The sequence below is a fragment of the Ottowia sp. genome (assembly GCF_047601385.1).
GTDB lineage: Bacteria > Pseudomonadota > Gammaproteobacteria > Burkholderiales > Burkholderiaceae_C > Ottowia.
Genome location: NZ_JASGJP010000001.1, coordinates 2,928,170 through 2,941,523, shown reverse-complemented (window position 1 = coordinate 2,941,523; position 13,354 = coordinate 2,928,170). Strand labels below are relative to the sequence as shown.

Below are 13,354 nucleotides of genomic sequence, written 5' to 3'. Positions count from 1 at the left end.
TGGGTGGGTCAGGCGCGACCCTGGCGATTATGCTCAGTTTTTTGTAGCATTTCAACGATTTTCGCGGGCACGGCGCCGATCGAGCCGGCGCCCATGCACATCACCACGTCGCCGTCCTCGGCCTGCTCGGCGATCAGCGCCGGCATCTCGGCGATGTCGGCGACGAACAGCGGCTCCACCTTGCCCGCCACACGCAGCGCGCGCGCCAGCGAGCGGCCGTCGGCGGCGACGATGGGCTCCTCGCCGGCGGCGTAGACCTCGGCCAGCACCACGCGGTCGGCCTGGCCGATGACCTGCACGAAGTCCTCGAAGCAGTCGCGCGTGCGGGTGTAGCGGTGCGGCTGGAAGGCCAGCACCAGACGCCGGCCGGGGAAGGCGCCGCGCGCGGCGGCCAGCGTGGCGGCCATCTCGACCGGGTGGTGGCCGTAGTCGTCGATCAGCGCGAAGCGGCCGCCGCCGCTGGCGGGCAGCTCGCCGTAGTGCTGGAAGCGCCGGCCCACGCCGGTGAAGCCGGCCAGCGCCTTCTGCACGGCGGCGTCGGGCACGTTCAGCTCCACCGCCACGGCGATGGCGGCCAGCGCGTTCAGCACGTTGTGCTCGCCGGCCAGGTTCAGCACCACCGGCAGGTCGGGCAGCGTGACGCCGTTGCGGCGCTGCACGGTGAAGCGCATCCGGCCGCCGTCGGCGCGCACATCGACCGCGCGCACCTGCACGTCCTCGGCGAAGCCGTAGGTGGTGACGGGGCAGGTGACCTCGGCCAGGATTTCGCGCACGGCCGGGCTCTCGAGGCACAGGATCGCCGCGCCGTAGAACGGCATGCGGTGCAGGAAGTCGACGAAGGCCCGCTTCAGGTTGCCGAAGTCGTGGCCGTAGGTCTCCATGTGGTCGGCGTCGATGTTGGTGACGACGGCCATCACGGGCAGCAGGTTGAGGAAGGAGGCGTCGGACTCGTCGGCCTCCACCACGATGTGGTCGCCCGAGCCCAGGCGCGCGTTGGCGCCGGCGCTGTTCAGGCGCCCGCCGATGACGAAGGTCGGGTCCAGCCCGCCCTCGGCCAGCACGCTGGCGACCAGGCTGGTGGTGGTGGTCTTGCCGTGCGTGCCGGCGATGGCGATGCCCTGCTTCAGGCGCATCAGCTCGGCCAGCATGAGGGCGCGCGGCACCACCGGGATGCGGCGCTCGCGGGCGATCAGCACCTCGGGGTTGTCGGGCTTGACGGCGGTGGAAGTGACCACGGCGTCCGCCTTCTCCACGTTGGCGGCCGCGTGGCCGACGAAGGTGCGGATGCCCAGGCCCGCCAGCCGGCGCAGCGTGGCGCCATCGGCCAGGTCGGAGCCCGACACCGTGTAGCCCAGGTTGTGCAGCACCTCGGCGATGCCGCTCATGCCCGCGCCGCCGATGCCGACGAAGTGGATGTGCTGGATGGCGTGCTTCATGCGGCCAGCTCCTCGCAGGCGGCGACAAGGTCGTCGGTGGCGCTGGTTTTTTGAAGCTTTTTGGCCGCCAGCGCCCGCTGGACAAGCGCTGGCCGCTCTGTATTTCGGAGCATCTCGGCCAGCTTATCGGCACTCAGATCGTGCTGCTGGACGAGCCAGCCGGCGCCCTGGTCGACCAGGAAGCGCGCGTTGGCCGTCTGGTGGTCGTCCACCGCGTGCGGGAAGGGAACGAGGAGCGCCGCCGCGCCGATGGCGGCGATCTCGGTCACCGTGGTGGCGCCGGCGCGGCAGATCACCAGGTCGGCCTCGGCGTAGGCGCGCGCCATGTCGTCGATGAAGGGCACCAGCTCTGCCTCAACACCGGCTCGCTGGTAATTGGCGCGCAGTTCGTCGATCTGCCTGGCGCCGCTCTGGTGCGTGACGAGGGGGCGCTGCCCGGCCGGGATCAGTGCCAGCGCCTGCGGCACCACCTCGTTCAGCGCGCGCGCGCCCAGGCTGCCGCCCACCACCAGCAGGCGCAGCGGGCCGCCGCGACCGGCGAAGCGCGCGGCCGGGTCGGGGTAGCGCGTGAACGCCTCGCGCAGCGGGTTGCCGATCCACTGCACCTTGCGGGCCTTGGGCAGCACGCCGGGAAAGGCGGTGAACACGCGGTCGGCCACACCGGCCAGCACCTTGTTGGCCATGCCGGCGACCGAGTTCTGCTCGTGCAGCACCAGCGGCTTGCCGAGCGCCACGCCCATCAGGCCGCCGGGGAAGGTGATGTAGCCGCCCAGGCCGACCAGCACGTCGGGCTTGACGCGCCGGATCACGCCGATGCTCTGGCCGAACGCGCGCAGCAGGCGCAGCGGCAGCAGGAAGAGCGTGGACAGGCCCTTGCCGCGCACGCCGCCGAAGTCGATGGCCTCGAACGGAAAGCCGCGCGGCGGCACCAGCTGCTGCTCCATGCTGTTCGGCGCGCCCAGCCAGTGCACGCGCCAGCCCCGCGCGCGCAGGCCCTCGGCCACCGCCAGCCCGGGGAAGATGTGGCCGCCGGTGCCGCCGGCCATGACGAGCGCACATTTATGCACGCCCCCACGCTCCCCCGCTGCGCGTGGTTCGCTGCCCCCAAAGGGGACCTTCGCGCCTTCGGGCGGCCGAGCGGCGCTCACCGTCATGCGCGCCGCCCTCGCATCAGTTGCCGGTTCTCCACGTCCACCCGCAGCACGATGGCGATGGCCACCAGGTTGGCCATGATGGCCGAGCCGCCGTAGCTCATGAAGGGCAGCGTCAGCCCCTTGGTGGGCAGCGCGCCCAGGTTCACGCCGATGTTGATGAAAGCCTGGAAGCCCAGCCACAGGCCGATGCCCTGCGCCACCAGGCCGGAGAACACGCGGTCCAGCGCGATCGCCTGGCGGCCGATGTGCATGATGCGGCGCGTCAGCCACATGAAGAGGAAGATCACGCAGACGATGCCGACGAGGCCGAACTCCTCGCCGACGATGGCGGTGAGGAAGTCGGTGTGCGCCTCGGGCAGCCAGTGCAGCTTCTCGATGCTGCCGCCCAGGCCGACGCCGAAGATCTCGCCCCGGCCGATGGCGATCAGCGCGTGCGACAGCTGGTAGCCCTTGCCCAGCGCGTGGTCCTCGCTGAACGGATCCAGGTAGGCGAAGATGCGCTCGCGCCGCCACGGCGAGGCCCAGATCATCATGGCGAAGGCCACCGCCAGCACCAGGGCGATGAGGAAGAACATGCGCGCGTTCACCCCGCCCAGGAACAGGATGCCCATGGCGATGACGGCGATCACCAGGAAGGCCCCCATGTCCGGCTGCGCCAGCAGCAGCAGGCCAACCACGCCCACCGCCACGCCCATCGGCAGCACGGCGCGGAAGAAGCGCTCTTTCACGTCCATCTTGCGCACCATGTAGTCGGCCGCGTAGAGCAGCACGGCGATCTTCGCCAGCTCCGACGGCTGGAAGTTGATGGGCCCGAGCGAGATCCAGCGGCGCGCGCCGTTGACCACCGTGCCCACGTGCGGCAGCAGCACCGCGATCAGCAGCGCCAGCGAGAGCACGAACAGCCACGGCGCCATCTTCTCCCACCAGTCCATGCGCACCTGGAAGGCCAGCAGCGCCGCCACGAAGGACAGGCCGATCCACAGCGCGTGGCGGAAGGCGAAGAAGGTAGGCGAATAGCGCGCGAAGCGCGGGTTGTCGGGCAGCGCGATGCTGGCCGAATAGACCATCACCAGCCCCCAGGCCAGCAGCGCCACGCAGACCCAGATCAGCGACTGGTCGAACCCCAGCACGCGCGAGGGCGTGCTGGCGGTGCGCGCGTATTCCAGGCCGCCGATGCGCACCGGCAGGTCGTCGGCGCGCGGGCTGCGGCGCTTGCGTGCGGGCTTGTTCGCGGCGAGGTTGGCGGCGCTCATGACAACAGCTCCAGTTCGGTCCCCTGGGCGTGCGCCAGCGCGTGTACCGCGGCACGGAACACCTCGGCGCGGTGCGCGTAGTCGCGGAACATGTCGAAGCTGGCGCAGGCCGGCGACAGCAGCACGGCATCGCCCGGCTGCGCCCGCTCGCGTGCGAAATCGACCGCCTGCTCCAGCGACGGCGCGTCGATCAACGGCACGCCGGCGCCTTCGAGCGCGGCACGGATCGATCCGCCGTCGCGCCCGATCAGCACCACCGCGCGCGCGTGGCGCGCCAGCGGCTCGCGCAGCGGCGCGAAGTCCTGCCCCTTGCCCTCGCCGCCCAGAATGACGACCAGCCGCCGCTCGGCACCCAGACCCAGCAGCGCCGCCGCAGTAGCGCCGACGTTGGTGCCCTTGCTGTCGTCGAAGTATTCGACGCCATTCAATACACCGATGGGTTCGACGCGGTGCGGCTCGCCCCGGTATTCGCGCAGGCCGTACAGCATCGGCCCCAGCGCGCAGCCGGCGCCGCTGGCCAGGGCCAGCGCGGCCAAGGCGTTGACGGCGTTGTGGCGGCCCCGGATGCGCAGGGCGTCGGCCGGCATCAGGCGCTGCAAGTGCAGTTCGACCTCGGCGTCCTTGCGGCGGCGCTGCGTCTCGTCGGCCTCGTGCGCGCGCACCAGCCAGGCCATGCCGCCCACCACCTCGATACCGAAGTCGCCCGGCGCCTGCGGCAGGCCGGCGCCGAATGTGACGACGCGGCGCGGTGCCGGGCGCGGCCCCCTGGCGCCCTTGGCCGGCGGCTGCGGCTGCATGGCCATGACCAGCGGGTCGTCGCGGTTCAGCACCATGGTGGCCTGCTCGCCGAAGACGCGCGCCTTGGCCGCCGCGTAGGCCGCCATGTCGCCGTGCCAGTCGAGGTGGTCCTGCGTGACGTTCAGCACCGTGGCCACCGCCGGCTCGAAGCCGCTCGCGGCATCCAGTTGAAAGCTCGACAGCTCCAGCACCCAGGCCTGGGGCAGCGCGTCGTCCGCCAGGCACTGCGCCAGCGTATCGAGCAGGCTGGGGCCGATGTTGCCGGCCGTCACCACCGACAGGCCGGCGCGTTCCACCAGTTGGCCGGTAAGCGCGGTCACCGTCGTCTTGCCGTTGGTGCCGGTGACGGCGATCAGCTTGGGCGCGTAGCCGCGCTCGGCGTGCAGGTCGCGCAGCGCGGCGGCGAACAGGTCCAGTTCGCCCGACACGGGCAGGCCGCGTTCGCGCGCCGCCTGCGCCACGCCCGCGATGCCCGTCGGCGCCAGGCCCGGGCTGCGGTAGACGGCGCGCAGCGAGGCGTCGTCCAGCAGCGCCGCGTCCAGCGGGCCGGCGACGAAGCGCGCCCCAGGCACCTGCTCGCGCAGCGCCGCCAGTTGCGGTGGCGCTGCGCGCGTATCGGCCACGGTCACGCGCGCGCCCTGGCGGGCGCACCAGCGCGCCATCGCGAGGCCCGACACCCCGAGGCCCAGCACCAGCACGTGAAGGTCTTGCAGCCCGCTCATTCGCTCACCTCAGCTTCAGCGAGGACAGGCCCACCAGGCACAGCAGCATGGTGATGATCCAGAAACGCACCACGACCTGGGTCTCGGCCCAGCCGCTCTTCTCGAAGTGGTGGTGCAGCGGCGCCATCTTGAGCAGCCGGCGCCCCTGGCCGTAGCGGCGCTTGGTGTACTTGAACCAGCTCACCTGCAACATGACCGACAGCGCCTCGACCACGAAGATGCCGCCCATGATGGCCAGCACGATCTCCTGCCGCACGATGACGGCGATGGTGCCCAGAGCCCCGCCCAGCGCCAGCGCGCCCACGTCGCCCATGAACACCTGCGCCGGGTGCGCGTTGAACCACAGGAAGGCCAGCCCCGCGCCCGCCATCGCGGCGCAGAAGATCAGCAGCTCGCCGGTGCCGGGAATGTGCGGGAACAGCAGGTACTTCGAATAGACCGCGCTGCCGGTGACGTAGGCGAACACGCCCAGCGCCGAGCCGACCATGATGACCGGCATGATCGCCAGCCCGTCCAGCCCGTCGGTCAGGTTCACGGCGTTGCTGGAGCCCACGATCACCAGATAGCTGAGGATGACGAAGCCCGCCACGCCGAGCGGGTACGACACCTCCTTGAAGAACGGCACCAGCAGGCCGGCGGCCGGCGGCAGGTCGAGCGTGAAGCCCGAGCCCACCCAGTTGACCACCAGTTCCCACACGCGCGCGTTGGAGCTGCCCGAGATGGCGAACACCAGGTAGAACGCCGCCGCCAGCCCGATGAGCGACTGCCAGAAGTACTTCTCGCGCGAGCGCATGCCCTCCGGGTCCTTGTTGACCACCTTGCGCCAGTCGTCCGCCCAGCCGATGGCGCCGAAGCCGAAGGTGACGACCATCACGATCCAGACGAAGCGGTTGGACCAGTCGAACCACAGCAGCGTGGAGATGGCGATCGACAGCAGGATCAGCACGCCGCCCATGGTCGGCGTGCCGCTCTTGGACAGGTGCGTCTCCATCGCGTAGCCGCGCACGGGCTGGCCGATCTTCAGCTCGGTCAGCTTGCGGATCACCCACGGGCCGGCCAGCACGCCGATGACCAGCGCCGTCATCGCCGCCATCACGGCGCGGAAGGTGAGGTACTGGAACACGCGGAAGAAGCCCAGTTCGGGCGACAGGCCCTGGAGCCAAGTGGCGAGGCTAAGCAGCATGGGCACCCTCCTGCTCCGAGGCGGCGGCCCGGGTCAGCGCATCGACCACGCGCTCCATCGCCATGAAGCGCGAGCCCTTCACGGCGATGCTGGCGCACTGCGCGAGGTTGGTGCGCACGGCGTCGGTCAGCGCGCCGATGTCCTCGAAGTGGCGGCCGCCGCCGAAGGCCATCGCCGCGTGGATGGCCAGCGGGCCGTGCGCCAGCAGGCGCTCGATGCCGCGCTCGCGCGCATAGGCGCCCACCTCGGCATGGAAGGCCGGCCCCTGGTCGCCCACCTCGCCCATGTCGCCCAGCACCAGCAGGCGCGGGCCGGGCAGCTCGGCCAGCACGTCGATGATGGCGCGCACGGAATCCGGGTTGGCGTTGTAGGTGTCGTCCACCAGCGTGACGGCGCGGCCGCGGTGGCGCAGCAGCAGCGAGCGCGAGCGGCCCTTGACCGGGCGGAAGCTGGTCAGCCCACGCTCGATGGCGTCGGCCGGCGCGCCGGCGGCGCTGGCGCAGGCGATGGCGGCCAGGGCGTTGCGCACGTTGTGGCGGCCGGCGATGTGCAGGTCGAAGCGCAGCGCGCCCGACGGTGCGCGCGCCTGCACGCGCCAGTGGTCGGCCTGCCAGGCGGCGGACTCGGCCCACACGCCGGCACCAGTTCCTTGCTCTCCGAACGATAGCTGCTCGCGCTTACCGGACAAGCGCTGCCACAGGTTTTGATACTTGTCTCCAGCGGGGAACACGGCCACGCCGCCCTCGCCCAGTGCCGCCAGCACGGCGCCGTTTTCCTCGGCCACCGCGTCCACCGAGGCCATGAATTCCTGGTGCTCGCGCTGCGCGTTGTTGACCAGCGCCACGGTGGGCGCGGCGATGCCGGCCAGGTGGGCGATCTCGCCCGGGTGGTTCATGCCCAGTTCCACCACGGCCACGCGGTGCGCGGGCCGCAGCCGCAGCAGGGTCAGCGGCACGCCGATGTCGTTGTTGAAGTTGCCGGCGGTGGCCAGCGCCGCCTCGCCCTGCCACGCGCGCAGGACGGCGGCGATCATCTGCGTCACCGTGGTCTTGCCGTTGCTGCCGGTGACGGCGATCAGCGGGCCGGTGAAGCGCAAGCGCCAGGCATGGGCCAGTTCACCCAGCGCGCGCCGGGCGTCGGGCACCAGGATGCCGGGCAGGCCGGCGGCGGCGAGCTGCGGCGCGGCCGGCGCGTCGCACAGCGCCGCCACGGCGCCCTGCGCGGCGGCCTGCGCCAGGAACCGCGCGGCGTCGAAGCGCTCGCCCTTGAGCGCGACGAACAGGTCGCCCGCGGCGAGCGTGCGCGTGTCGCTGTGCACGCGCGCGAAGGTGGTGGCGGCGTCGCCGACGATGCGCGCGCCGCCCAGGCCGGCGGCGGCTTCGCGCAGGCTGAGGTTCATGGCGCTCACGCGGCGTCTCCCCGGCGAGCGGCCAGCGCGCGCCGCGCCTCGGCCTGGTCGGAGAAGGGGCGGCGCTCGCCGCGCGCTTCCTGGTAGTCCTCGTGGCCCTTGCCGGCGACCAGTACCACGTCGCGCGCATCGGCGCGTGCGATGGCGCCGGCGATGGCGCGCGCGCGGTCCAGCTCGACCTGCGCCGCCTCGGCGCGCGCCAGCCCGCGCAGGATGTCGTTCACGATCGCCTCCGGCGCCTCGCCGCGCGGGTTGTCGCTGGTGACGACGACGGCGTCGGCGCCGGCCTCGGCGGCGGCGCCCATCAGCGGGCGCTTGCCGGCGTCGCGGTCGCCGCCGCAGCCGAACACGCAGCGCAGCCGGCCGCCGCGCCGCGCGGCCAGCGGGCGCAGCGCGGCCAGCGCCTTGACCAGCGCGTCGGGCGTGTGGGCGTAGTCGACCACCACCAGCGGCGCCTCGGCGCCGCCTTCCACGCGCTCCATGCGGCCCGGCACCGGCGGCAAGTCGGCGCACGCGCGCACGGCGTCATGCAGCGGCACGCCGAGCGCGCGCAGCGCGCCGATCACGCCCATCAGGTTGGCGACGTTGTATTCGCCCACCAGCGCCGTGGCGAGCGGCACCGCCTGCGCGCCTTCGCACACCGTCCAGCACAGGCCGCGTTCGCCGTAGGCCACGCCGGCGGCGTGCAGCCGCGCGCCGGGGCGCAGCGACACGCTCCAGGCGTCGAGACCGCGCGCGCGCGCATGGTCGATCAGCTCGGCGCCGCGCGGATCGTCCACGTTGACCACCGCCGCCTGCAAGCCGGGCCAGTCGAACAGCGCGGCCTTGGCGGCCCAGTAGGCGTCCATGCTGCCGTGGTAGTCGAGGTGGTCCTGCGTGAAGTTGGTGAAGCCGGCGACGCGGATGGCGGTGCCGTCCAGCCGGTGCTCGGCGATGCCGATCGACGAAGCCTCCATGACGCAGGCCCTCACGCCGCCGTCGACGAACTCGCGCAGCCGGCGTTGCAGCAGCACCGGGTCGGGCGTGGTCAGGCCGGTGGCTTCCAGCGCATCCGGCAGGCCAACACCCAAAGTGCCCGCCAGCGCGCACGGGGCCAGCGCCGGAAGCTCCAGTTTCGATAGCGCCCAGGCCAGCCACCAGGCCGACGAGGTCTTGCCGTTGGTGCCGGTGATGGCGACCACGGCGAGCGACCGCGAGGGCGCCTCGTAGTACGCGGCGGCGATCGGCCCGGTGCCGGCCTTCAGCGCGGGGTAGGCGGCGACCGCGTCGCCCTCGAAGCCGAACGCCTCCGCGCCCTCGCGCTCGACCAGGCAGGCCGCCGCCCCGCCTGCCAGCGCCGCCGGCACGAAGCGCCGGCCGTCGGTGGCCGCGCCGGGCCAGGCGATGAAGCCGTCGCCGGGCCGCACGCGGCGGCTGTCGGCGTGCAGGCCACCGCGCACGCGCTGGCGCAGCCAGCGCGCGGCTTCCTGGGGCGTGTCGATACTGAGCATTTTCTATGAATTCGATAGCTGCCAGCGCTTGACTGGTGCGCGCTGGAAGCCGATTTGGCTTGAAAGTTCACCGAGAAGCCCCACCGCGTCACGGCGCAGCAGCGCACCGCGCCCAGCGGCGCCGAAGGCCGCGGAGCAGGCTTGTGCCAAGAACGCCGTCCCCGGACCTGTGCCGGGCATGGGCGTTGCCCCCTCTCCCGCAGGAGAGGGGGGAAGGCGCGTCAGCGACTCAGGGGGGTGCTTCATAGCGATTCCTGCACCTGCTCGGCCACGATCTCGGGCTTGACGGCCACGTCGGGCTGCACGCCCATGATGCGCAGCGTCTGCTGCACCACCTCGCTGAACACCGGCGCGGCCACGGCGCCGCCGAAGTACTCGCCGTTGCTCGGCTCGTCGATCATCACGGCCACGATGACGCGCGGCTTATCGATGGGCGCGAGCCCCGTGAACCAGGCGCGGTACTTGTTGGACGCGTAGCCCTTGCCCACCTGCTTGTGCGCCGTGCCCGACTTGCCGCCCACCGAGTAGCCCACGGTCTGCGCGCGCTGCCCGGTGCCGCCCGGCCCGGCGGCCATCTGCAGCATCTTGCGCACCGCGCGCGCGGTCTTCTCGGAGAACACGGGCGAGCCCGCGGCCGGCGCGCCGTCGGGGCTTTTCAGTAGGGTGGCGGCGATGACCTGGCCGTCGTGCGCGAAGGCCGTGTACGAATGCGCCATCTGGAACAGCGAGGCCGACAGCCCGTAGCCGTAGGCCATGGTGGCCTGCTCGACCGGGCGCCAGCCGCGCCACGGCTTGAGGCGGCCGGTGGCCGCGCCGGGGAACGCCAGGTCGGGCCGGCGCCCGTAGCCCAGCGCGGTGTAGGTGTCCCACATCTCCTGCGGCTTCATGCGCTGGGAGATCTTCAGCGCGCCCACGTTGCTCGACTTCTGGATCACGCCCTCCACGGTGAGCGCGCCGTAGTTGTGCGTGTCGCGGATGGTGAAGCGGTCCAGCTGGTAGCTGCCGGGCGCCGTGTTGATCACGGTCTGGGGCGTGACGCGCCCGGCCTCCAGCGCCGCCGCCACGGTGATCGGCTTCATCGTCGAGCCGGGCTCGAAGGTGTCGGTGAGCGCGATGTTGCGCAGCTGCGCGCCGGTCAGGTTGCGGCGGTTGTCGGGCGTGTAGCTCGGGTAGTTGGCCAGCGCCAGCACTTCGCCGGTGACGCTGTCCAGCACCACCACGCTGCCGGACCTGGCCTTGTGCCGGGTCACCGCGTCGCGCAGCTTCTGGTAGGCGAAGAACTGCACCTTGGAGTCGATGGACAGCTGGATGTCGCGGCCGTCGACCGGCGGCACCTCGTCGCCCACCGCCTCCACCACGCGGCCCAGGCGGTCCTTGATGACCCGGCGCGAGCCGGCGCGGCCGGCCAGTTGCTGCTCGAACGACAGCTCGGCGCCCTCCTGGCCCTTGTTCTCGACGTTGGCGAAGCCCACCACGTGCGCGGCCGCCTCGCCCTCGGGGTACTTGCGCTTGTACTCCTTGCGCTGGTAGATGCCGGGGATCTTCAGCTCGGCGATCTGCCTGGCCACCGGCTCGTCCACCTGGCGCTTGAGCCAGACGAAGGTCTTGTCCTCGTCGGCCAGCTTCTTGCTCAGCTCGGCCATCGGCATGCCCAGCAGCCTGGCGAGCTGTTGCAGCTTGGCGGGGTTGCGCTCGACGTCCTCGGGAATCGCCCAGATGCTGGGCGCGACCACGCTGGAGGCCAGCAGCAGGCCGTTGCGGTCGAGGATGCGGCCGCGGCTGGCCGGCAGCTCCAGCGTGCGCGCGAAGCGCACCTCGCCCTGGTGCTGGAAGAAGGCGTTGCCGAACACCTGCACGTGGGCCGCGCGGGCGATGAGCACGATGAACACCAGCGCCAGCATGGCGACGATGAACTTGCTGCGCCACACCGGCGTCTTGGACGCCAGCAGCGGGCTGGAGGTGTAGCGGATGTCTCTCATGGCTTGGCCTCCGTGGGCGGCGCGGCCGGCGCCGGCACCGTGGGCACGGCGGCGGCGGAGGTCACGTACTCGGTGATGGCGGGCGTCACCGTGCGCATGGCCAGCTTCTCCTTGGCCAGCTTCTCCACCCGCAGCGAGGTCGCCTGGGCGCGCTTTTCCACTTCGAGCCGGCTGCGCTCGGTCTCCAGCCGGCGCGCCTCGGCCACCGCGCGGTCCAACTCGGTGAACAGGCGCCGCGAGTCGTACTGCACCCGCACCAGGTACAGCGCCGAGACCACCACGGCCGCCAACAAAACGATGGAGAGACGCGTCATGACATCCCCCCACGCTTCTCCGCTGCGCGTGGTCCGCTGCCCCCCCAGGGGGCCTTCGCGCCTTCGGGCGGCCGTGCGGCGCGTACATCGCCCCCACGCTTCCCCGCTGCGCGTGGTCCGCTGCCCCCCCAGGGGGCCTTCGCGCCTTCGGGCGGCCGTGCGGCGCTCATGCCGCCTCCGTCCGCTCGGCCACGCGCATGATGGCGCTGCGCGCGCGCGGGTTGGCGGCCACCTCGGCGGCGGACGGGCGCACGCGCCCGAGGGCGCGAAGGCGCGTGGGCGCGGGCTCGGCGAAGGGCGCGCGGCGGTCCACCAGCGCGCGCGCATGGCGCGCGATGAACTGCTTGACGATGCGGTCTTCCAGCGAATGGAAGCTGATCACCACGAGCCGGCCTCCGGGTTGCAGCACATGCAGGCTCGCCTCTAGCGCTTGCTGGAGCTCTTCAAGCTCGGCGTTGACGAAAATCCGAACAGCCTGAAATGTGCGCGTTGCAGGGTTCTGGCCCGGCTCGCGGGTTTTGACCGCGCCAGCCACGAGTTCGGCCAGCTCGGCGGTGGTCGCAACAGGGCCCCGTGCCTGTCGGCGCGCGACAATCGCCTTTGCAACGGCGCCAGCAAACCGCTCTTCGCCGTAGTCACGAATCACCTCCGCGATCCGGCGCTCGGGCGCCTCGGCCAGCCACTCGGCGGCGCTCTGGCCGCGCGTGGGGTCCATGCGCATGTCCAGCGGGCCGTCGGCGCGAAAAGAAAAACCCCGGGCGGGGTCGTCGATCTGCGGCGAGCTGATGCCCAAGTCCATCAGCACCCCCGCCAGGCTGGCCGCGGGCCATTCGCCCAGCGCCGCGAAGCCCTGGTGGCGGATGGCGAAGCGCGCATCCGGGATGCGCGCCGCCTCGGCCAGCGCGGCCGGGTCCTTGTCGTAGGCCGTCAGCCGGCCGGCCGGCCCGAGCCGGCTCAAGGTCAGGCGCGCATGCCCGCCACGGCCGAACGTGGCATCCACGTAGTGGCCTTGCGGGTCCGTGACGAGCGCATCGACCGCCTCGTTCAGCAGGACCGTGGTGTGGGACCATGTGTTCACCCGCCTCCGCTTCAGAAGCTGAAATCCTCGAACGCCTCGGGCATGCCGGCCTGCATGGCCTCGGCTTCCTTGGCCTCGTAGCCGGCCTTGTCCCACAGCTCGAAGTGCTGGCCCATGCCGAGCAGCATCACCTCGCGCGTGAGGCCGGCGGCGGCGCGCAGCTCGGGCGAGACCAGCACGCGGCCGGTGCCGTCCATCTCCACGTCCATGGCGTTGCCCAGGAAGATGCGCTTCCACCACTGGGCCGACATGGGCAGCTGGGCGATGCGCTCGCGGAACTTCTCCCACTCAGGCCGGGGAAACACCATCAGGCAGCCGTGCGGGTGCTTGGTGATGGTGAGCTGGCCGGCGGCGGTGGCGGCCAGGACGTCGCGATGCCGGGTAGGCACCGAAAGCCTCCCCTTCGCATCCAGATTCAGCGACGACGCCCCTTGAAACACGCGGATTCCCTGCTTGTGAGTGCCGACTTCGGGCAGTGATGGCACGTATCACCACTTAATTGCACTTTTTTGCACTGTAGCAGGATTCAGGTCGCGCGC

11 protein-coding genes are annotated in these 13,354 nt (G+C 71.8%); all 11 read right to left on the bottom strand.

Annotation, left to right across the window (positions count from 1 at the left end; genetic code table 11):
- Window positions 1–8 precede the first annotated feature (8 nt).
- The 11 genes from murC to mraZ all read right to left on the bottom strand — a co-directional run bounded on the left by murC (window position 9) and on the right by mraZ (window position 13,255).
- Window positions 9–1,436: a UDP-N-acetylmuramate--L-alanine ligase gene (gene murC, locus QM772_RS14335; RefSeq protein ID WP_415137591.1), complete on the bottom strand. Its 1,428-nt coding sequence runs from the start codon at window positions 1,434–1,436 to the stop codon at window positions 9–11.
- Window positions 1,433–2,482: an undecaprenyldiphospho-muramoylpentapeptide beta-N-acetylglucosaminyltransferase gene (gene murG / locus QM772_RS14330; protein WP_415137589.1), complete on the bottom strand. Its 1,050-nt coding sequence runs from the start codon at window positions 2,480–2,482 to the stop codon at window positions 1,433–1,435. The genes murC and murG overlap by 4 nt, the downstream gene beginning before the upstream one ends.
- Window positions 2,483–2,586: 104 nt before the next feature.
- The gene (ftsW, locus tag QM772_RS14325) at window positions 2,587–3,843 is read right to left on the bottom strand and encodes a putative lipid II flippase FtsW (protein WP_415137587.1); all 1,257 of its coding nucleotides are present in this window, start codon (window positions 3,841–3,843) and stop codon (window positions 2,587–2,589) included.
- A complete protein-coding gene (gene murD, locus QM772_RS14320; RefSeq protein ID WP_415137585.1) occupies window positions 3,840–5,363 on the bottom strand; it encodes a UDP-N-acetylmuramoyl-L-alanine--D-glutamate ligase in 1,524 nt (507 codons plus the stop codon). The genes ftsW and murD overlap by 4 nt, the downstream gene beginning before the upstream one ends.
- A 4-nt stretch (window positions 5,364–5,367) precedes the next feature.
- On the bottom strand, window positions 5,368–6,546 hold the full coding sequence (gene mraY, locus QM772_RS14315) for a phospho-N-acetylmuramoyl-pentapeptide-transferase (protein WP_415137583.1): 1,179 nt from the start codon (window positions 6,544–6,546) through the stop codon (window positions 5,368–5,370).
- Window positions 6,536–7,945, bottom strand: a complete 1,410-nt coding sequence (locus QM772_RS14310) for a UDP-N-acetylmuramoyl-tripeptide--D-alanyl-D-alanine ligase (protein WP_415139598.1) — start codon at window positions 7,943–7,945, stop codon at window positions 6,536–6,538. The genes mraY and QM772_RS14310 overlap by 11 nt, the downstream gene beginning before the upstream one ends.
- 5 nt (window positions 7,946–7,950) lie before the next feature.
- Complete coding sequence (locus tag QM772_RS14305; protein ID WP_415137581.1) at window positions 7,951–9,444, bottom strand: UDP-N-acetylmuramoyl-L-alanyl-D-glutamate--2,6-diaminopimelate ligase; 1,494 nt, start codon at window positions 9,442–9,444, stop codon at window positions 7,951–7,953.
- A 242-nt stretch (window positions 9,445–9,686) separates the two neighbouring features.
- Window positions 9,687–11,423: a peptidoglycan D,D-transpeptidase FtsI family protein gene (locus QM772_RS14300; protein ID WP_415137579.1), complete on the bottom strand. Its 1,737-nt coding sequence runs from the start codon at window positions 11,421–11,423 to the stop codon at window positions 9,687–9,689.
- Entirely contained in the window at window positions 11,420–11,737 is a 318-nt protein-coding gene (ftsL, locus tag QM772_RS14295) for a cell division protein FtsL (RefSeq protein ID WP_415137577.1), read from the bottom strand. The genes QM772_RS14300 and ftsL overlap by 4 nt, the downstream gene beginning before the upstream one ends.
- 166 nt (window positions 11,738–11,903) lie before the next feature.
- The gene (rsmH, locus tag QM772_RS14290) at window positions 11,904–12,815 is read right to left on the bottom strand and encodes a 16S rRNA (cytosine(1402)-N(4))-methyltransferase RsmH (protein ID WP_415137575.1); all 912 of its coding nucleotides are present in this window, start codon (window positions 12,813–12,815) and stop codon (window positions 11,904–11,906) included.
- Window positions 12,816–12,826: 11 nt separating this feature from the next.
- Window positions 12,827–13,255 (bottom strand): division/cell wall cluster transcriptional repressor MraZ, encoded by a 429-nt coding sequence (gene mraZ / locus QM772_RS14285; protein ID WP_415137573.1) that lies wholly within the window; start codon window positions 13,253–13,255, stop codon window positions 12,827–12,829.
- Window positions 13,256–13,354: the final 99 nt, after the last annotated feature.

What these genes read in the sequence shown, in the direction of transcription:
- QM772_RS14310 (WP_415139598.1), bottom strand. Translation starts at nt 7,945, where the DNA reads ATGAACCTCAGCCTGCGCGAAGCCGCCGCCGGCCTGGGCGGCGCGCGC.
- ftsL (WP_415137577.1), bottom strand. Translation starts at nt 11,737, where the DNA reads ATGACGCGTCTCTCCATCGTTTTGTTGGCGGCCGTGGTGGTCTCGGCG.
- murD (WP_415137585.1), bottom strand. Translation starts at nt 5,363, where the DNA reads ATGAGCGGGCTGCAAGACCTTCACGTGCTGGTGCTGGGCCTCGGGGTG.
- QM772_RS14305 (WP_415137581.1), bottom strand. Translation starts at nt 9,444, where the DNA reads ATGCTCAGTATCGACACGCCCCAGGAAGCCGCGCGCTGGCTGCGCCAG.
- mraY (WP_415137583.1), bottom strand. Translation starts at nt 6,546, where the DNA reads ATGCTGCTTAGCCTCGCCACTTGGCTCCAGGGCCTGTCGCCCGAACTG.
- murG (WP_415137589.1), bottom strand. Translation starts at nt 2,482, where the DNA reads ATGGCCGGCGGCACCGGCGGCCACATCTTCCCCGGGCTGGCGGTGGCC.
- QM772_RS14300 (WP_415137579.1), bottom strand. Translation starts at nt 11,423, where the DNA reads ATGAGAGACATCCGCTACACCTCCAGCCCGCTGCTGGCGTCCAAGACG.
- ftsW (WP_415137587.1), bottom strand. Translation starts at nt 3,843, where the DNA reads ATGAGCGCCGCCAACCTCGCCGCGAACAAGCCCGCACGCAAGCGCCGC.
- murC (WP_415137591.1), bottom strand. Translation starts at nt 1,436, where the DNA reads ATGAAGCACGCCATCCAGCACATCCACTTCGTCGGCATCGGCGGCGCG.